The organism is Pseudomonas sp. NFR09 (genome assembly GCF_900111535.1).
GTDB classification, from domain to species: Bacteria; Pseudomonadota; Gammaproteobacteria; order Pseudomonadales; family Pseudomonadaceae; genus Aquipseudomonas; species Aquipseudomonas extremorientalis.
The window spans coordinates 215,073-234,026 of record NZ_FOIH01000010.1 but is presented as its reverse complement, the minus strand read 5'-3'; the positions used below and the strand labels follow the sequence as shown (position 1 = coordinate 234,026).

The following is an 18,954-nucleotide window of genomic DNA, read 5'->3' as shown; positions in this document are numbered from 1 at the left end:
CGATGAGCCTGCCTGCTGCTTTCCTGCGCGACGCCGCACAACTGATCCCGAAAGATCGACGCTTCGACGACCCGCTTTCCACCCTCGCCTTCGGCACCGACGCCAGTTTTTACCGACTGATCCCACAGCTGGTAATCCGCGTGGAGTCGGAAGACGAAGTCGTCGCGCTGCTGCAACTGGCTCAACGCGACCACGTTCCAGTCACCTTCCGTGCCGCTGGCACCAGCCTGTCCGGGCAAGCCATCAGCGACTCGGTGCTGATCGTACTGGGGGACAACTGGAATGGCCGCGAAATTCGCGGCCAAGGCACACAAATCCGCCTGCAGCCCGGCGTGATCGGCGCCCAGGCCAACGCGTGGCTGGCGCCGTTCGGGCGCAAGATCGGGCCGGACCCAGCGTCGATCAACGCCTGCAAAATCGGCGGCATCGTCGCCAACAATGCCAGCGGCATGTGCTGCGGCACGGCGCAGAACACCTACCACACCCTGGCCGGGATACGCCTGGTATTGGCTGACGGCAGCCGCCTGGATACCGAAGACGCAGCCAGCGTGGCGGCGTTTCACGAACAGCACGGCGCGCTGCTTGAGCGTCTGGCGACACTGGGGCGCGAGACCCGCGCAAATACTGAACTGGCGGCAAAGATCCGCCACAAATACCGTCTGAAAAATACCACCGGGCTGTCACTCAATGCCTTGGTGGATTTCGACGCCCCCCTCGATATCCTCAGCCATCTGTTGGTAGGTTCCGAGGGCACCCTTGGATTTATCAGCGCGGTCACCTACGACACCGTGATCGATCACCCCAACAAAGCGTCGGCGTTGATTGTGTTTCCGGACGTCGAAACCTGCTGCAATGCAGTCACCGTCCTCAAGACCCAACCCGTTTCGGCCGTTGAGCTGCTGGACCGTCGCAGCATGCGCTCGGTACAGAACAAGCCGGGCATGCCCGCTTTCGTACAGCACCTATCGGAAAATGCCTGCGCCCTATTGATCGAGTCGCGTGCAGCGTCCTCGTCGTTACTGCACGAGCAACTGGCGCTGATCATGGCTTCCCTGGCCCAGTTTCCGGTCGAGAAGCAGGTCGATTTCACCGAAGACCCCGTGGAAAACGCCCGCCTGTGGGCGATCCGCAAAGACACCTTTCCCGCCGTCGGCGCCGTGCGCAAAACCGGCACCACGGTAATCATCGAGGACGTGACCTTCCCGGTCGAACAACTGGCAATCGGCGTGAATCGCTTGATCGAGCTGTTCGACAAACATCACTACGACGAAGCGATACTTTTCGGACACGCGCTGGAAGGCAATCTGCACTTCGTGTTCACCCAAGGATTCAACAGCGCGGAAGAAGTCACACGCTACCAAGCGTTCATGGACGACGTGGCACAACTGGTAGCGGTGGAATTCGGTGGTTCGCTGAAAGCCGAACACGGCACCGGCCGCAATATGGCCCCGTTCGTCGAACTGGAATGGGGCAGCGATGCCTATCAACTGATGTGGCAACTCAAGCGCCTGCTCGACCCCAACGGCATTCTCAACCCGGACGTGGTGCTCAGCGAAGACCCGCAAATCCACCTCAAGCACCTCAAGCCGCTGCCCGCCGCCGACGAGCTTGTGGATAAGTGCATCGAGTGCGGTTTCTGCGAGCCGGTGTGCCCGTCGAAAGGCCTGACTCTGAGCCCGCGCCAGCGCATCGTGATCTGGCGCGATATCCAGGCGAAAAAACGCGCTGGTATCGACACCGCTGAGCTGGAAGCCGCCTATCAGTACCAAGGCATCGACACCTGCGCCGCCACCGGGCTTTGCGCCCAGCGCTGCCCTGTAGGAATCAATACCGGCGACCTGGTGAAAAAACTGCGCAGCCGCGAAGCTGACCGTACGAAAACCGCCGAATGGCTCGCCACGCATTTCGCCACCGCGCTGCAAGGCGCGCGTTTTACACTGCATGTGGCCAATGGCGCACGCATGCTGCTGGGCGCCCCGCGCCTGGCGAAGCTATCGGCCAGCGTGACCAGGCTGTCCAAGGGGCAGATTCCGCAGTGGACAAACGCCATGCCGCAGCCGGAGAAAGCCATTCGCTTCAGCCCGGCGGTGACGGACGAGCGACCCCGGGTGGTCTACCTGGCGGCCTGCGTCTCACGCGCCATGGGCCCGGCGGCGGGCGATAAAGAGCAGATGTCGCTGTACGACAAAACCCGCAACCTGTTGGAAAAAGCCGGTTACCAAGTCGTGTTCCCCGACAATCAGGACAGCCTGTGCTGCGGCCAGCCTTTCGCCTCCAAAGGCTACGCCGAACAGGCCGAACACAAGCGTCAGGAACTGATCGGCGCACTGCTCCACGCCAGCCGTGGCGGGCTCGACCCGATCTACTGCGACACCAGCCCCTGCACCCTGCGCCTGGTGCAGGGGCTGGGCGAAACGCGCCTGGATCTTTACGACCCCGTACGATTTATCCGCACGCACCTGATGGACCGCCTCGACTTCACCCCCCAGGAAGCCCCCATCGCGGTGCATGTCACCTGCAGCACCCAGCACCTGGGCGAGAGCCAGGCCCTGATCGACCTCGCTCGCCGCTGCTCCAACACCGTGGTGATCCCGGAAGGCATTCATTGCTGCGGGTTCGCCGGCGACAAGGGCTTCACCACGCCGGAACTCAACGCCCACTCACTGCGCACCCTCAAGGATGCGGTGCAATATTGCAGCGAAGGCATCTCCACCAGCCGCACCTGTGAGATCGGCCTGAGCCAGCATGGCGGCATCGACTATCACGGCTTGGTCTACCTGGTGGACCGCGTCACCCAGGCCCGCGCTCACTGAGCCTGCAAAAAAAACAGAACCCCTGCGCGCCGGCGTAGTCATCTGCATAGGCCTCGCCAAGCGAGGTTTATCAGTGATGTCGCTGGCAGCGGTTGAACGCCAGCAGCGTCGAGCCCTTTTGCGCAAGGAGATACCCTATGAAGCGTTCCGCTCTTGCTGGCTTGTTCATTACCGCTGCGATGCTGGCCTCCCCCGTGTTCGCGGCGGGCGAGCCCGATCTGTGCAAAATCAATCTGGACAAAATCAACAACGGTAAAGCGCTGCTCGCCACCGACACCAGTGGTAAAAGCGGCGAGATAGACACCGCCGTCTCCCAGGCCAAGGCGGCCCACGCCGCGGGTGATGACAAAAAGTGCATCGAGATCACCTCGAAGGCGCTGCAAGACCTGCAGAACAGCGAAAAAGGCGGCCAATAGGCAGCGCCATAGCGGAAGACCAACCTTCGGGTTGGCCTTCCGCGAGTGTTTGGCGTACACTGCATAGGCTTGTCACTCACTAAGAAACAACGAGTTACAAGCACGGGGCCGTTTAGGATTCGACGCCGGTCGCGAAACTTTAGGTGCATGCCGAGTTGGTAACAGAACTCGTAAATCCACTGTTGCAACTTCTTATAGTTGCCAATGACGAAAACTACGGCCAGGAATTCGCTCTCGCTGCGTAAGCAGCCTTAGCCCTGAGCTTCTGGTACCTTCGGGTCCAGCAATCACCAGGGGATGTCTGTAAACCCAAAGTGATTGTCATATAGAACAGAATCGCCGTGCAGTACGTTGTGGACGAAGCGGCTAAAACTTACACAACTCGCCCAAAGCACCCTGCCCTTCGGGTCGCTGAGGGTTAACTTAATAGAAACGGCTACGCATGTAGTACCGACAGCGGAGTACTGGCGGACGGGGGTTCAAATCCCCCCGGCTCCACCAAATCAACGAAAAAAGACGTCTATGGACGTCTTTTTTTGTGCCTGCGATCTAGTAAATACGCGGCCTTCTGCGCTTTGCGTCCAACCCCAACAATAATTTACGTCACGGCCAACATCCGTCCGTCTGGTGCCGACTGCCATCACTTGCTAGCCCAGAAACGGCCCATTTTTCAAACTAACGAACAGAGGGGAAAAGCCGCTAGCCGGTGGGCATGGGGGTCGTTGCGGCCTACTTAGCGATGCTAAAAGTACCTATCGAATATTGGCAAGCAATGCGGAACTCAGAGAGCGTGTAAGAAAAAACACAAAAAAGCTGCGCAAGCGGCGAAAACTCTTACAATCCCACGCAGATTTCCTACACATTCTTTGTGCCCCCCGATACTCAAGAGATTGCCCCGTGAGTAACTCAGACACCTCATCCGTGCCGCTGGTTGACGTAGTGAAGCTTGCCGCATCACTTCAGCGTTTCGCAGATGACCGCGACTGGCAGCAGTTCCACTCCCCAAAAAATCTCATCTTGGCGCTCACTGGCGAGGTAGGAGAGCTATGCGAGATCTTCCAATGGATGAGCGATGCCGATTCGCTCTCCGTAGCTAAAGATCCCGAAATAGGCCTCGCCGTAAAAGACGAATTGGCGGACGTACTGATGTACCTGGTTCGCCTGAGCAGCGTGCTCGGCATCGACCTCAACGAGGCGGTGACACGGAAACTCGCCTCGAACGGCCAGAAGTACCCCGTGGATAAAGCCAAAAGCAGCAGCAAAAAGTACGACCGACTCTGATCAGCCCTAATCTAAGGACAACCCGTGATCGTGTACGCTGCGACCAAACAGCAATTTCTAAAAGACAACGATAACGATGACATCGAGGACGTGATCCTCAGGCATTTCAAGGAAGCCACCGGCAAGACCGTTGGCAGGTCGGAAATCAGGTCGTGGCAAGGATCTCTAACGTATATGGCCAAGGTACTCAGGGATGAAGGGCTGCCGGGCGATGCGGGCCTGGCCATTGAGCTGCACATTCCGCAGTCGTCGAAGCGAATCGATTTTCTGCTCACCGGTCGCGACGAAAATCAGGCAAAAAAAGCCGTCTTGATCGAATTGAAGCAATGGAGCAAGGCCAGCGCCACTACCAAGGATGCCATCGTCAAAACGGCATTGGGTGGCGGCCTCGTTGAGACCATTCACCCGTCGTATCAAGTATGGTCATACGCCGCGCTGCTGGAGGGCTTCAACGAGGCGGTGTATGACAAAAGCATCGAGATCCGTCCGTGTGCCTACCTTCATAACTACGTCAGCGACGGCATCATCGACTCAGCTCACTACGAGCCCCACATCAGCAAAGCCCCACTGTTCCTGAAAGGACCTGACGAGCTCACCAAACTCAGAAGCTTCCTGAAAAAGCATATCGCTCACGGCGACAACAAAGAGGTTCTCTACGAACTGTCCGATGGAAAAATCCGTCCGTCCAAAGCGCTAGCCGAAGCCCTCGAAGGGCTGATGACGGGCAAGCCAGAATTCGTATTGATTGACGATCAAAAAGCAATTTTCGAATCAGCGCTTGCGGCAGCAAGCGAAGCCTCGGACCAGGCACCAAAGGTGCTGATCATTGAGGGGGGGCCGGGCACTGGGAAAACCGTTCTGGCTATCAATTTACTTGTGAGGCTCACAGAACGGAGGCTGTTAAGCAAATATGTCTCGAAGAATGCCGCCCCACGCAAGGTCTACGAAAGCAAACTGGTTGGCACCATCAAACGCAGCCATTTCTCGAATTTCTTTTCAGGCTCTGGGGCGTTCATCGACACTGAGCCCAACACATTCGATGCGCTTATCGTGGACGAAGCTCACCGGCTGAATGAGAAAAGCGGGCTTTATGGGAACCTTGGCGAAAACCAGATCAAGGAGCTGATTGAATCAGCGAAATGCTCAATTTTCTTCATCGATGAAGACCAACGTGTGACCCTGAGCGACATAGGCAGCAAGCAGGCGATACGCGCCTTTGCCAAAGCCAAGGGGGCGGTGGTCGAGGAATATGTACTGTCTTCACAGTTTCGCTGCAGTGGTTCTGACGGTTACATGGCATGGCTGGATGACGTCCTTGGCATTCGCTCGACAGCAAATCCGACGCTCGACACCTCGGAGTACGAGTTCAAGGTGTTCGACTCGCCTCAGGCGCTGCATGACGCCATCGACGAGAAAAACCATGGAAACAAGGCTCGCGTAGTCGCGGGCTACTGCTGGCCTTGGTTGAGCAAGAAAGACCCCAACGCTACCGATATCGTCATCGGTGACTACAAGCGACAATGGAACCTGGATCAGGATGGCAGCCTGTGGATCATCGCTGAGAACTCCATCGAGCAAGTTGGCTGCATTCATACCTGCCAAGGTCTGGAAGTCGACTATATCGGAGTCATCATCGGGCCAGACCTGGTCGTACGTGATGACAACGTTGTGACATCCCCGGATGAGCGCGACAAACACGATAAATCGATTCGCGGCTGGAAAAAAATGATGAAGGAGCAACCTGCTCTGGCGAAAAAAGAAACTGACCTGATCATCAAAAATACGTACCGAACCCTCATGACTCGCGGGATGAAGGGTTGCTACCTGTACTGCATCGACAAAGAGACTGCGCAATACTTCGAGAGTCGACTTAGCCATTACAGCAGTCACTGACGGTATCGTTTGCTAGGAGCCTCTGCACCTGCGAGTGGGGCACCGTACGCGCAGGGGCAAGGATCAACAGCAGCTGGTCACCAGCCATGGCTAACGTTTACAGGAACATTTGCTTGATAGATTCGATGCCGATTAGTTAATGGCGCGGAACTCAAAAAGCACCGTCCATCGGAAGCCAAACCACGCAGCGTTCCAACTGGTATTCCAAGCAAGTTGACCGAACAATTATTAACTTGCAAAAAACAGATAGATACCGACTTGTTTCAGATTACCCAGGCCCACCACTTCAGAATCAACCGACCCCGCCCAGTGCGGGTTTTGTCATTTCTGGGGTTTCGAAAGCTCGACAAAATGAACGCTCAGAATTTTCCTTCAAGATATCGCGCCATCGATGAACTAGTACAACTCCTACCACGCAGATAGCCTCCCCCAGTCGCTGCAAAATCAGCGACCGGGTTTAGCAGCTCGTTTACTATCAAGGCCTGCAAAGCCACCATCCGTTCCAGCGATGCTGTCAGCATCCGCTGGTGCGTATTATGGCGGCTGTGCGTGGGGCACTTTCGGGTGCGCCGGGTTCCTTGATTCCTGGTCTGCTAACCCGCGCACAGTCGCCACCCGTTTCGTTTAGCAGCGATGTCTGGCGACTCCATCAATCAAGGAGTTTCAGCCATGAAAAAGATCACCCCCAATCCCCCCTCCACAACCCTCTTCACCCTCGCCCCAGACATCTCCCCCGAAACCCTGCTGATCCAAGCCAGCGAAACCCTCGCCTCTCTCAACGCCATGACCACCGACCTGGCTTTCGAACTCGAAGGCGTCCACCGTCACAAGCTGCTGGCCACCCAGCAACTGATCGTGCTGGGCGAGTTGTTGGTTGAGCGCGTGCTGGTGCTCACTCAAGACACACAAACATTCCAGTAACCAAAAGGCCGAGACGCGTTCAGCGACTCGGCCTTTTGTTGTGCGTCTGGAATCCCGCCACACTTGCGATTACCCTGCTCTCCTCTATCAGACACCCGGAAGTCCGATACCCGTGCTCAAGCCCCTCGCCATCCTCACCCTTGCCTGCTCCCCTCTGCTTGCAAACGCCGCCGACCTGGCCGGTGTCTGGACAGGCACCTTGGGTAAATCCGCGATCACCGTGTGTTTCAACGGTGCCCACGGCGCCAATGGCAGTTACTACTACCAACGCATCCTGACGCCCATTCAGCTCACTCAGGTCAACGCCAGTGAGCCGTGGGTTGAAGAAGGGCAAACCGGGTTCTGGCAGTTGGATGATCCCCAAGGCGACACGTTGACGGGTACCTGGAGCAAATCCCTCGAGGGTAAAAGCCTGGCGTTGGTGCTGAAACGCAGGGACACGGACGGTTGCGCCAGCGATGCCTATAACAATGCGCTTGAAGCCGTGCCACCCGCGGTAAAGGTCGAACGGAAAACCTTCGCCGAACACGCCTATCAAGTGAAGACCCAAGGAGGCCAGGTCATCCTGAAACTTGAAGGCGACGGTGCGGCCATCGACAAGATCAACCGAGAGCTCGCGCGCATGGCCATCAACCCGGACGGGCAGGCCGATTTCTACAGGGAGCGGCGCAACTCACTGGACCAGAGCGGCGGCACCACCACCAGTGAGATCGCGGTGGAGCCGTTCTACTGGTCATCGCACTGGATCACCGTGCGGTTCTATCGCTGGTCGGCGGGCTACGGACGCGGGGGCATCAGTTGGGGCCTGCACAGTTGGAACCTGCAAACCGGTGAAAAGATCGACCCCTGGACGTGGTTGGGCGGCCATGAGCAATGGGACACGCCCTACTCGGGCCAGGTCAAGTTGCCGGCCGCTTTCAGCAGCTGGCTGGCCAAGCAGACCACCACCGACGAAGGGTGCCCGGCCGTGACCAGTTATTCCTCGTTCGACTTGAGCTTCAACACCCAGGGCCTGCAACTGTCGACGCCCGCCCAGGGTGATGGCTGTGATAACGAACTGAGTTTTACCTGGGAGCAACTGGAGCCGGTGCTGAGCCCGGCAGGTAGAGCCGCACTGCCCAGCCTGATGGCGCCGTGAGCGACCTTACAAAAAACCCACATTCGTTCACGAAATATTCAGAAACGCCGACGGATACTAGCCCATTGCAATGACCGTTCCCCCGGACGGTCCTCCTGCCCTGGTAGCCACACTCCATGACGCGTCCCGCTCCCCTGCTGTTCCTGCTTGCTGGTCTGTTGTTCTTCTTTGCCCTGGGTAACCACGAGCTGCAAGGCTCCACCGAAGCCCGCGTGGCCGGGATCGCCATGGCCATGCACCTGGACAATAACTGGGTGGTGCCCCAGTTGTTTCGTGAACCGTTCCTGGAAAAACCACCCTTGAGCCTGTGGATCGATGCCGGGGCGATTCGCCTGTTTGGCGGCACCACCTGGGCCGTGCGCCTGGCTTCAGCATTTGCCGGGTTGTTCAGCGTGATGCTGCTTTACACCATGCTGCGCAGGTTCGGCCGGCCGCAGACGCTGGCCTTCAGCGCCGCGCTGATCCTGGCGACCATGGCCAGTTACTGGAGCAATGCGCGCGGTGTGGGTGAGGATTCGCTGCTCACCCTCGGCGTGACCGCCGCACTGCTGGGGTTTTACCAGGCCGTGCGGCCCGATCGTGAAGGGTCAAGCACAGGCGCATGGGCACTGTTTACCGCAGGGATGGTGATTGCCACCCTCAGCAAAGGCGTGCTGGGCCTGGCGATGCCGGGCATTGTGATTTTTGTATATCTGGTCAGCACCAGCCTCATGGACAAGCGCCTGCGCCTTGGCGACTGGCTCAAGCCCGCGCTGTTCACCTTGCTGGCGCTGGTGCCATTGGTGATCTGGCTGGGCTTCCTGTTCCAGCGTGGCGGCATGCAAGCGGTGGCCGAAGTGCTGCTGACCAACAGCGTCGGCCGGTTCAGCGGCTCGTTTGTCGAGGCAGGCCATTACGAGCCGTTCTACTACTACATCGCCAAGCTGCCCGAGGCGTTCCTGCCGTGGAATATTCTGGTGTACCTGGGTCTGTGGCATTTCCGCAAAAGCCTGGTGCGCAACCGCTACCACCTGTTCTTCAGCGTCTGGCTGGTGGCGCAGTTCACCCTGTTGACCCTGGCCTCGAGCAAACGCACGGTGTACCTGATGGCACTGGCCCCGGCCGCCGCCGTACTGGCCGCGGAATATGCACGGGTGCTGCTGGCGTGGCTGAAAACCCGCAAACCTGCGCTCTACACACATCACAGAACCCTCGTGGGCGGCGTGTTCACCCTGGCCGTGGGCTGCTATCTGATTGCAGCGTTCTGGTTTGCGCCCAAGGCCGATGTGCGCCAGTCGTTCGTCCCGGTGATCAGCCAGGTTCAGGCGTTCAAGGATGAAGGTAAGGAAGTGGTGCTGTTCCAACCCAACGAGCGCATCGCCGGGGCCAGCGTGTTCTATCTGCAGGCCTACTTGCCGATCCTGAAGACCGAGGCCGAGCTGCACAACTACTTAGGAGCCAAGCCCGGCAACATTGCGTTGCTGGACCATACCAACGACCTGGCCACCCCGGTGAAGGTGATCAAGCAGATGCCGATCAACCGCCAGCCTTACTACTTCGTGGAGCAGTAAGGCTGGCGCAGGGCATCAGTGTTTGGTGACCTTGTCCAGGTAACCCATGGCAAACGCCGAGACCACGAAGGTCATGTGGATGATCACGTACCACATCAGGTGCTGCGGATCGACGTTCTTGGCGTCCATGAAGATGCGCAGCAAGTGGATGGACGAAATCGCCACGATGGACGCCGCCACTTTCATCTTCAGCGACGAAGAGTCCATGGTGCCCAGCCAGTTGAGTTTCTCTTTGTTTTCATCGATATCCAGCTGCGAGACGAAGTTCTCGTAGCCAGAAATCATCACCATCACCAGCAAGCCGCCGACCAGGGCCATGTCGATCAACGACAGCAGCAGCAGGATCACATCAGCTTCCAGCATGGAAAACACATTGGGCAGGACGTGGATGATTTCCTGGAAGAACTTCAGCGCCAGGATCAGCAGGCCCAGGGAAAGCCCCAGATAGATAGGCGCCAGCAGCCAGCGTGAGGCGTACATAGTATTTTCGATAAAGCGTTCCATTGGATCTCACACAGCTTGGCTAGAAATGGCGGCGAGTATACCAGCCGCTACAAGACAGCTGTAACCACGAGAAAACTGACCTGTGCGGCATCTGTAAGAGAATTTTTCTGCTAGTGTCGAGCCCAATAACAACTCGGCTCGATGACGTCGGACAGGAAAAACTCAGATGATGGATGTGCGATCCCCTTTGGCCAGTATCGGCCTGTGCGCGGCATTGCTGCTGGCTGGCGGCTGCTCCCCCAGTGACGAGCAGAAGCAGACCACCCTCGAAGAGAAAACCGCAAAGTTCGAACACTCCCTGGACAGCATCCAGGACCCCAAGCTGCGTGACGCCGTCGCCGACCTGGGCGGTTCGCTGCTGTTACTGGAGCGGGCGCGGGTCAAACTCGCCAGCAAGCCCATCGAAGCCGAGTACGGCGAAGACTCCCTGGCCCTGCTCAAGCACTACCCCACGCCCCAGGCGTTGGTGGACACCTACATCAATGGCCTGTTTGTGCTGCGCAAGAGCTCCCATTCCGACTACCTGACCGACTTGCAGCCGGTGTTCCCGTTCAACTTCAACATGCCTGACCAGTTCCCCTTCCCCCACGGCCTGGAATGGCAGTCGGTGACCCTGAGCAACAACAAGGTCATCCCCTTCCAGCCGGAATGGTCGGAAACCGATCCGGGCATCCAGCTGAGCCCCAGCAGCTCCAACCTGACCAACCCCGACGACCTGACGGTGACCTACCCGTTCATCGACGGCATCGAGACGGAAAACAAGAGCCAGCCACAGCCCGTCAGCCTCAAGGGCACAGTGGAAGTGGTCGCGCCGGGCAAGGTGTTGACCTTTGATCTGTCGAAAAAAGACGTAGGCCACAAGCGCACCGAGGGCAACATCACCCTCAACCTGTTGCTCCTGGAAAAAAACTACGCCGAGATCGAGCTGACCAACAGCCAACCGCTGGCGCCTGAAGTCGGTGACGAATCGCCCAACCCGCTGCTGGTGCAGGCGCGGGACAGCACCGGGCAGTTCCTCACCCGGTCGGGCTCGATCAACGAAAGCAGCGCCCAGGTGGCGTTCTACGAAAAACAACTGGCCGAGATGCAAAAGCAGAAAGCCTGGTCGGAGGCGTTCGAAAAACAGCTCACCGAGGAACAAAAAGCTTTCGAACACAAACAGAGCAGCCATTACGCCAAGGTGTATTTCAATGGCGTGATCGACAACCTGCAGGTCAACGTACTGGATTTTTCCACCGCCACGCGCACGCGCAAAGACCTCGACCTGCCCGTGATGCGCTTCGACAAGAACAGCCTGCAGAACACCGTCCAGGCCCTGCCGATGCCGGTCACCGTGTATGACGACGGCGCCGCCAGCTGGCTCAAAGACGCGGGCATGACCGAGGACCAGCTGAAAAACAGCGTCACCATCAGCCAGTCGGTTGAAGACGCCAGCGCCGCGCACATCGTGTTCGACCACCCGTTCACCTTCAATGACGACCTAGTGGGCAGCGAGCGCAACAGCAGCGAATCACCGGTGACCTTCTTCACCGCCGACGAAAAAGGCGAACGTGGCGAGCCGATCGAACTGCCGGCCGAGGCGTTTGAACTGAACCCGGCACGCGGCACCCTCACCTACGACCTGAACCTGTTCCCGGAAAACCCGGCGTATGTGGTGGGCTCGATTCCGCTGTTCCTGGCGACCATCGACAAAGCCGAGATCGACGTGGCCAAGCTGCCCAAGGGGCTGTCGCTCAAGGACAACGCGCTGATCGTCGACCAGAAGGCCTTCCCCGCCGACAGCTGGCGCTTCTACGCCAAGGACGCCAGCGGCAACTACCTCAAGGAAATCCTCGGCGTCAGCCACCGCGCCGAGGAGTACGGCACGGCACTGTTTGACGTGCATTACTTCTACGGCCGGCCGACCACCCTGGAAAGCTACCAGCGCACCGACCTGAGCACCGTGCAATATGGCTTCGAGGTCAAGTTGGACAAACCCGAGAGCAAATAGCGGTCAGTGCTGGGTGTCACCATTGAGCTGTCGCAGATGGGCCTGCATGTGCAGGCACCAGATCTGCGGGTCACCCGCCTTCTCGTAGCCGTGCTGGGTCAGGCTGTCGACGATGGACTCAAGCATGTTTTCCGCGACGAAGGGCCCGGGGAACGGGCCTTGAGACTTGATGGTGGACGGCTGTTCACCGGTCATTCCGGCGGCAAACAACAAGGTCCACATCCCGTTATCCCCCGCAAGAGGGCGAATGGAACATTCGATACGGGTGACCAGGCCAAAGCACTGGCGGGTAAGGCAAAGGTTGCGCGGCATGGCGGCGACCCTCGGTAGATCGGTGTTCAACCTGCGCCCGGGGCGAGGCTGTTTCTATCCCGCGACTCCTGTGGATATCCCTTGAGCACAGAATAGAAGAAAACCACGACAAACCAAGGTTGTAGGGACCAACGGGCGTTGGTCTTACAGTCGCGCCAAATTCATGACGGTTTTACCCGTCATGTGGTGATGGGATTGTTGTGGCTATGGTGCTAGTTGTGGCGAGCGGGCTTGCCCCGCGTTGGGCTGCGCAGCAGCCCCAATAGGACCGCTGCGGTGTGCCAGTGAGATTGAATTGTCTGGTTTTAGGGCTGCTTCGCAGCCCAACGCGGGGCAAGCCCGCTCGCCACAACAAGCCCGCTCGCCACAATTCACGTCGCCATCAGATGGGCTTGGCTTCCGCCAACGCTTCCTGCGCCAACTCCTTCTCCGCTTCCTTCAGGTCTTCCTCGCTGATCATCTCGGCAATCGCGCGCAACCGCTCTACCACACGCGCATTCACCGTGCCTTCCGGAAACTGCCCTTCGGCATCCGGCTCACCGGCATCCTCGCCCACCAACAGGCTCAACGCCTCGTCCGCCTGGCGCACCGCATAGATATGGAACTGCCCGGCACGCACGGCCTGCTGCACCTTCTCATCCAGCATCAGCGTAGCGACGTTGGCCTGGGGAATGATCGCGCCCTGTTCACCGGTCAGGCCACGCGCTTCGCAGAGGCGGAAGAACCCTTCGATCTTCTCGTTGACCCCGCCCACCGCCTGCACTTCACCAAACTGGTTGATGGAGCCGGTGATGGCGAAGCACTGCTTGAGCGGGGTTTTCGACAAGGCCGAGATCAAGGTGCACGCCTCGCCCAGGGAGGCACTGTCGCCGTCCACATAACCGTAGGACTGCTCCAGCGCGATACTCGCCGAGATCGCCAGCGGGAATTCCTGGGCATAACGGCTGCCCAGGTAACCGGTGAGGATCATCACGCCCTTGGAGTGGATCGGCTGGCCGAGGTTGACCTCACGCTCGATGTCGACAATACCGCTGCCGCCCGGGTACACCGTGGCGGAAATCCGCGCCGGCACACCGAATGCCGAATCGCCCACCTCCAGCACCGTCAGCCCGTTGCACTTGCCCACCGCCGCACCGGCGGTGTCGATCAGGATCACCCCGGCGAGCATGTCGTCGAGGATCCGCGCGGACACCCGCCCGGTACGCGTGGCCTTGGCCTTGAGTGCGCGTTCGATATGCCCGGCATCGGTCATCTCGTCGCCTGCCAGATGGCGAATGAAATCCGCCTCGCTGACCAGCTGGAACAAATCCCCGATACGCGCCGACAAGCGCCCCTGGTGCTCCGCCAGCCTGGCGCTGTAGGTGGCCAACCGCGCCACCGCATCCGAGGTCAGCGGTGCCATGCCTTCTTCCGACGTGCGGGTTTTCAGCAATTGGGCGAACTGCTCCAGGCTTTCGTCGACCATCGGGATGTCTTCGTCGAAGTCCACCAGTACGCGGAACATCTCCTGGAAGTCCGGATCGGCGTCCTGCAACGCGTAGTACAACTGACGCGAACCAATGATGATCACCTTGACCTGCAACGGGATCATCTGCGGGTTGAGGGTCACGGTGGCCAGGCGGCCCAGTTCGCCCAGCGGCGATTCCATCTTCAGCTTGCGCGATTGCAGGGAGCGCTTGAGGGCGTCCCACACGAACGGCTCGCCGAGCATTTTTTCGGCTTCGAGAATCAGGAAACCGCCGTTGGCACGGTGCAAGGCGCCGGGGCGCAGCTGGCGATAGGTGGTGTAGAGCGCGCCCTGGTCGGTGCTGTACTCGATGCGGCCGAACAGGTTGTCGTAGGTCGGGTGCGGCTCAAACACCACCGGCGCGCCACCGTTGACCGGATGGCCCACCACCAGGCTTGGGCAGTACTGCTCTTCAAGCAGCTTGCGCGCCTGGGCGTCGGTCTTGGCATCGTCCACCAATTGCTCGACCACGGTCTTGAGCAAGTACACCTGCATGGCTTGCAGGTAGCCGCAGACGCCTGCGTTTTCTGCGTACTTTTCCGACAATGGCGCAAGCAGAGGCTGCAGGGCCAGGGTGATGGTTTCTTCGTTGAACTGGCGCAGTTGGTTGTTCGACTCACGCTTCCACTGCGGCAGGCTGGCCAGCTCTTCGTTGAGGCGCTCTTCCAGCTCGGAAATATCCGTGTGGAAGCGCTCGCGATCAGCTTCCGGCAGCTGCGAGAACTCGGCCTCGTCCAGCGCCTTGCCGTCGAGCATCGGCGTGAAGGCAATGTTGGAGCTGTCGCGGTACAACGCCACGTCCTTTTCCAGGGCCAGGCGTTCGATCACGTCCAGGGCCTTGTCGTAGCGCTGGTTGAAGGCGCGGTCGATCGCGCTCTTGCGCTGTTGATAAGTCGGGTGCTCGAAGACTGCCGGGAAGGTGGCGACAAGGTTGTCGACCAGACCGTTGATGTCGTTGATGAACGCCGCCGCACCGCCGCCCGGTAATTCAAGGGCACGCGGCTCGCGAGGCTCATCGAAATTATTCACATAGACCCAGTCCGACGGGGTCTGCAGGCGCTTGCCTTCGGCCTTAAGGTAGCGTTTGACGAACGAAAAGCGACCGGTCCCGGGCTCGCCCATGACAAACACGTTGTAACCGGGGCGTGGCATGGCCACACCGAACTGCAACGCTTCAACCGCACGTTCCTGGCCAAGCACACCGCGAAAGGGCTCCAAATCATTGGTGGTCGAGAAGCTGAACTGTTCAGCGGAGAAAGGGCGAGTCAGCGCTTCGGGCGCTAGACGCAAGCTGGCAGCAACAGGATCAGGCATCGGGCTTCCTTACATCAGGCGGGGCAGATGACGGCATTCTGGCTCCCGGTTACGCGCTCTGGCAAGGCGCGCCTGTGGGAAAGCATAGACACGGGACGCGCCCTGTAAAAATATCGGGTCATCATCGAATGTTTTAGAAAAATGCACGGAACCCTTGGAACGTGCCTAAACTCCAAACTGCGCGGGTTGGACTAATAACTGGCCCCTAGGGCGCCGCGATGCGCCTGAACCCTTGTCCATTGGTTTGCACACAAAGAGAACAAAGCTATGAAACGGATCCTTCTCGGTACTCTCTTCACCGTCGTCTCCCTCAATGCAATGGCAGAAGCACCAGGTGGCCCGAACTGCGGTTGGGGCAACATGTTGTTCGAAGGCCAGCGCGGCACTCCAGCTCACTTCCTGGCTTCCACCACTAACGGTACTTCGGGTAACGCCACGTTCGGCATGACCTCGGGCACCAACGGTTGCAGCACCAACAGCGCCCTGACTTACGGCGGCAAATCGTGGATTGCCATGAATGGCATGATGAACGAGCTGTCCGAAGACATGGCCAAGGGTAATGGCGAAGCGCTGACCACCTACGCCGTGGTACTGGGCGTGGCCCCGGAAGATCGCGAACACTTCGCGGCCGTGACCCACGAGCACTTCCAGCAGATCTTCAGCAAGGCTGACGTGACCGCTGACGACGTGCACAACAACACCATTGCTGTACTGAAAAGCGATGCCCGTCTGGCGAAATACGCTACCCAGGCTTAAGCTCGTCCAGCCCGCGCCTGCTTAAGGCGCGGGTTTTATTTTTGGGCCCGCCTCCCCTTTGGGTCTCTCTTAATTCCGACTTAAGTTGCCCCTATGCTCAAACGCTTTGCCTGGACGGCACTCTTCGCCTGCGCCCCGCTGTACGCGGCACCGCATCTTGATGATCAACGTTTGCAGCAATTGGCCAACGATCCGTTCTGGCTGTCCCTCGGCCATTATGAAGCCGGCAAAATCAGTGGCTGGCGCAGTTATGTCAGCGACAAGAAATTCTTCCTCGCAGCCGATGGCGGCCACCACCCGGACGCCGAACTCACGGCCACCGTTGACGCGCTCTACGCGCCGGCCAGCCTGGGTGAAAAACACGCCCAATGCGTTTACCCCGCACGTACCCGCTGGCTCAAGGATCAGTTGCACCTCACTGACCTGCCCGCCGTGGACTGCACGGAATTCAAGCAATGGTTCAAGGACGTCGCCCCTCACAGCGCGGTGATGATCTTCCCGGCGGCTTACCTCAACAGCCCGTCGTCGATGTTCGGCCACACCCTGCTGCGCATCGACCAGGCCGACGTGCAAAGCAACAACACCGCCCTGCTCAGCTACGCGATCAACTTCGGTGCCTATATCGAAGGCTCCGACAACAGCATCCTCTATGCCTGGAAAGGCCTGATGGGTGGTTATCCCGGCCTGTTCGCCCTGGTGCCCTACCAGGAAAAACTCTCCGAATACCGTAGCCTTGAGAACCGCGACCTGTGGGAATACCGCCTCAACCTCACCCAGGTCGAGACCGAGCGCATGGTCGAGCACGTGTGGGAGCTCAAGCAGATCCAGTTCGATTACTTCTTTTTCGACGAAAACTGCTCCTATCGCCTGCTCGAACTGCTGCAAGTGGCCCGCCCCGGCCTGCGCCTGACCGAACAGTTTCCACTGACCGCCATCCCGACCGATACGGTCAAGGCCGTGAAAGATGCGGGCCTGGTGGAAAGGATCGACTACCGCCCGTCCCGTGAACGCGAGCTGTTGGAGCGCGCCAAGCCGCTGGACAGCGACGAACAGCAATGGGTGTTGAAGGTCAGCGATGACCAGCAGCAATTGCAGGAACCGGCCTTCAAAGCCCTGCCCCGCGACCGCCAGGCCCTGATCATCGACGCCGCCTACCGCCTCGGCCGCTACCGCGCCAACGGCCTGGAACGCGACACCGTCCGCTCCCAACGCAGCTTCGAACTGCTGCGCGCGATCAACCAGAACCCGGCGCCCGACCTCAAGATCACACCGCCCGGCCTGCCGGAAAACGGCCACGAATCGCGCACCTGGCAAGCCGGCATCGGCACCCGGGGCGACAAGGCCTTCGGCGAATACGGCCTGCGCATGGCCTACCACGACCTCAACGACAACGCTGAAGGTTTCCCCCTCGGCGCACAGATCGAAATCCTGCAAATGAAACTGCGCCAGTACGAAGGCAACCACTGGCAGCTGCAGCAACTGGACCTGGCCACCATCCGCTCCCTGACCCCACGCAACGCCCTGTTGCAGCCGTGGTCCTGGCAAGTCACTGGCGGCCTTGAACGCGTGCCCGGCAAACACGACGACGAAACCCTGGTCGCCCACGTCAACGGCGGCGCCGGCGGCACCTGGCAGTTGAGTGACGACATGCTCGGCTTCGCCCTCGGCACCGTGCGCGTGGAGCACAACAACGACTTCAGCGAAGCCATCTCCCCGGCGGCCGGGTTCAACACCGGCGTGCTGTGGAAGAACCCGCTGGGCAACCTGAGCCTGGAAGCCAAGGGTGACTTCTTCACCAATGGCGAAGTGCGCCGCAGTATCAGCCTGAATCAACAGTGGGAATTGTCGCGCAACCTGGGACTACGCCTGAGTGCACAGCGCGAGTACAGCCACTTGTCGACGCCGGTGAATGAAGTGATGCTTGAAGTGAAGTGGTATCACTACTGACTAAAGCCTGGCCGAGATCAATATGTGGGAGGGGGCTTGCCCCCGATAGCAGTGCATCAGTCACATATCCATCGCCTGACACGCCGCCATCGGAGGCAAGCCTCCTCCCACATTGGGTCAGCGTCTATTCAGTTTCTTCTAAAAGGAGCCCCACCAACATGGCCGTTAACTGCACCAGCCTCGAAGAAGTCCGCACCCACATCGACCGCCTCGACCAGCAGATCGTCACCCTGCTGGCCGAGCGTGGCGGCTACGTCTCCCAGGCCGCGCGCTTCAAGAAAGACACAGACAGCGTCAAGGCCCCACAACGGGTTGAACAGGTAATCGCCAAGGTGCGGGAGATATCCCAGGCAGTGGGTGCCAATCCCGAGGTCACGGAACAGGTGTATCGCGCGATGATTGCGGCGTTTATCCAGCAGGAATTGGCGGAGCATGCTGCGCTCACGGAAACTCGCTAAGAATTACCCAAATTATTCGCCTACACAGCAAACTCACAAGCCATCCTCAAGCCCCTGATTACTAAGAAGGAAATCTTGCGGTTTTTTTAGCTTTTTTGAGTCATCGAAAACTTGCTCCGACGAAGCCTCGCTTTATGGGGATTTGTGTCTAGTC

The 18,954-nt window shown here is 59.1% G+C and carries 14 protein-coding genes and 1 other RNA gene; 12 read left to right on the top strand and 3 right to left on the bottom strand.

Going from position 1 to position 18,954, the window contains the following annotated elements; genetic code table 11:
• Positions 1-2: 2 nt before the first annotated feature.
• The 8 genes from BMX59_RS22515 (at position 3) to BMX59_RS22480 (ending at position 10,012) form a co-directional block, all read left to right on the top strand.
• Entirely contained in the window at positions 3-2,813 is a 2,811-nt protein-coding gene (locus BMX59_RS22515; protein WP_093125912.1) for an FAD-binding and (Fe-S)-binding domain-containing protein, read from the top strand.
• Positions 2,814-2,950: 137 nt separating this feature from the next.
• Positions 2,951-3,229, top strand: a complete 279-nt coding sequence (locus tag BMX59_RS22510; protein WP_010206635.1) for a hypothetical protein — start codon at positions 2,951-2,953, stop codon at positions 3,227-3,229.
• A gap of 104 nt (positions 3,230-3,333) precedes the next feature.
• Positions 3,334-3,730: a transfer-messenger RNA gene (gene ssrA / locus BMX59_RS22505) on the top strand.
• 396 nt (positions 3,731-4,126) lie between these two features.
• A complete protein-coding gene (locus BMX59_RS22500) occupies positions 4,127-4,510 on the top strand; it encodes a nucleotide pyrophosphohydrolase (RefSeq protein ID WP_093125908.1) in 384 nt (127 codons plus the stop codon).
• 24 nt (positions 4,511-4,534) lie between these two features.
• Entirely contained in the window at positions 4,535-6,403 is a 1,869-nt protein-coding gene (locus tag BMX59_RS22495) for a DUF2075 domain-containing protein (RefSeq protein WP_093125904.1), read from the top strand.
• Between the two features lie 669 nt (positions 6,404-7,072).
• The gene (locus tag BMX59_RS22490; protein ID WP_093125900.1) at positions 7,073-7,324 is read left to right on the top strand and encodes a DUF6124 family protein; all 252 of its coding nucleotides are present in this window, start codon (positions 7,073-7,075) and stop codon (positions 7,322-7,324) included.
• Positions 7,325-7,436: 112 nt separating this feature from the next.
• Positions 7,437-8,462: a hypothetical protein gene (locus tag BMX59_RS22485; protein ID WP_093125895.1), complete on the top strand. Its 1,026-nt coding sequence runs from the start codon at positions 7,437-7,439 to the stop codon at positions 8,460-8,462.
• 116 nt (positions 8,463-8,578) lie between these two features.
• Entirely contained in the window at positions 8,579-10,012 is a 1,434-nt protein-coding gene (locus tag BMX59_RS22480; protein WP_093125891.1) for an ArnT family glycosyltransferase, read from the top strand.
• Between the two features lie 15 nt (positions 10,013-10,027).
• On the opposite strand, the gene BMX59_RS22475 is transcribed toward BMX59_RS22480, so the two are convergent.
• Positions 10,028-10,516 (bottom strand): TIGR00645 family protein, encoded by a 489-nt coding sequence (locus BMX59_RS22475; RefSeq protein ID WP_071489973.1) that lies wholly within the window; start codon positions 10,514-10,516, stop codon positions 10,028-10,030.
• A gap of 166 nt (positions 10,517-10,682) precedes the next feature.
• Here BMX59_RS22475 and BMX59_RS22470 point away from each other — a divergent pair, with 166 nt between their 5' ends.
• Entirely contained in the window at positions 10,683-12,506 is a 1,824-nt protein-coding gene (locus BMX59_RS22470; protein WP_083351507.1) for a hypothetical protein, read from the top strand.
• Between the two features lie 3 nt (positions 12,507-12,509).
• On the opposite strand, the gene BMX59_RS22465 is transcribed toward BMX59_RS22470, so the two are convergent.
• Positions 12,510-12,818 carry a PA4575 family protein gene (locus BMX59_RS22465; protein ID WP_058427690.1) on the bottom strand — a complete coding sequence of 103 codons (309 nt, stop codon included), beginning with the start codon at positions 12,816-12,818 and terminating at the stop codon, positions 12,510-12,512.
• 382 nt (positions 12,819-13,200) lie between these two features.
• Positions 13,201-15,639 carry a Lon protease family protein gene (locus BMX59_RS22460; RefSeq protein WP_093125887.1) on the bottom strand — a complete coding sequence of 813 codons (2,439 nt, stop codon included), beginning with the start codon at positions 15,637-15,639 and terminating at the stop codon, positions 13,201-13,203.
• 267 nt (positions 15,640-15,906) lie between these two features.
• On the opposite strand from BMX59_RS22460, the gene BMX59_RS22455 reads away from it, so the two are divergent.
• The 3 genes from BMX59_RS22455 to BMX59_RS22445 all read left to right on the top strand — a co-directional run bounded on the left by BMX59_RS22455 (position 15,907) and on the right by BMX59_RS22445 (position 18,800).
• A complete protein-coding gene (locus tag BMX59_RS22455) occupies positions 15,907-16,395 on the top strand; it encodes a DUF3015 domain-containing protein (protein WP_015885974.1) in 489 nt (162 codons plus the stop codon).
• A 93-nt stretch (positions 16,396-16,488) separates the two neighbouring features.
• Complete coding sequence (locus BMX59_RS22450; RefSeq protein ID WP_093125883.1) at positions 16,489-18,342, top strand: Lnb N-terminal periplasmic domain-containing protein; 1,854 nt, start codon at positions 16,489-16,491, stop codon at positions 18,340-18,342.
• A 158-nt stretch (positions 18,343-18,500) separates the two neighbouring features.
• Entirely contained in the window at positions 18,501-18,800 is a 300-nt protein-coding gene (locus BMX59_RS22445; protein ID WP_092248313.1) for a chorismate mutase, read from the top strand.
• Positions 18,801-18,954 lie beyond the last annotated feature (154 nt).

What these genes read in the sequence shown, in the direction of transcription:
- BMX59_RS22460 (WP_093125887.1), bottom strand. Translation starts at nt 15,639, where the DNA reads ATGCCTGATCCTGTTGCTGCCAGCTTGCGTCTAGCGCCCGAAGCGCTG.
- BMX59_RS22515 (WP_093125912.1), top strand. Translation starts at nt 3, where the DNA reads ATGAGCCTGCCTGCTGCTTTCCTGCGCGACGCCGCACAACTGATCCCG.
- BMX59_RS22445 (WP_092248313.1), top strand. Translation starts at nt 18,501, where the DNA reads ATGGCCGTTAACTGCACCAGCCTCGAAGAAGTCCGCACCCACATCGAC.
- BMX59_RS22450 (WP_093125883.1), top strand. Translation starts at nt 16,489, where the DNA reads ATGCTCAAACGCTTTGCCTGGACGGCACTCTTCGCCTGCGCCCCGCTG.
- BMX59_RS22480 (WP_093125891.1), top strand. Translation starts at nt 8,579, where the DNA reads ATGACGCGTCCCGCTCCCCTGCTGTTCCTGCTTGCTGGTCTGTTGTTC.
- BMX59_RS22470 (WP_083351507.1), top strand. Translation starts at nt 10,683, where the DNA reads ATGATGGATGTGCGATCCCCTTTGGCCAGTATCGGCCTGTGCGCGGCA.
- BMX59_RS22510 (WP_010206635.1), top strand. Translation starts at nt 2,951, where the DNA reads ATGAAGCGTTCCGCTCTTGCTGGCTTGTTCATTACCGCTGCGATGCTG.
- BMX59_RS22490 (WP_093125900.1), top strand. Translation starts at nt 7,073, where the DNA reads ATGAAAAAGATCACCCCCAATCCCCCCTCCACAACCCTCTTCACCCTC.
- BMX59_RS22465 (WP_058427690.1), bottom strand. Translation starts at nt 12,818, where the DNA reads ATGCCGCGCAACCTTTGCCTTACCCGCCAGTGCTTTGGCCTGGTCACC.
- BMX59_RS22475 (WP_071489973.1), bottom strand. Translation starts at nt 10,516, where the DNA reads ATGGAACGCTTTATCGAAAATACTATGTACGCCTCACGCTGGCTGCTG.
- BMX59_RS22455 (WP_015885974.1), top strand. Translation starts at nt 15,907, where the DNA reads ATGAAACGGATCCTTCTCGGTACTCTCTTCACCGTCGTCTCCCTCAAT.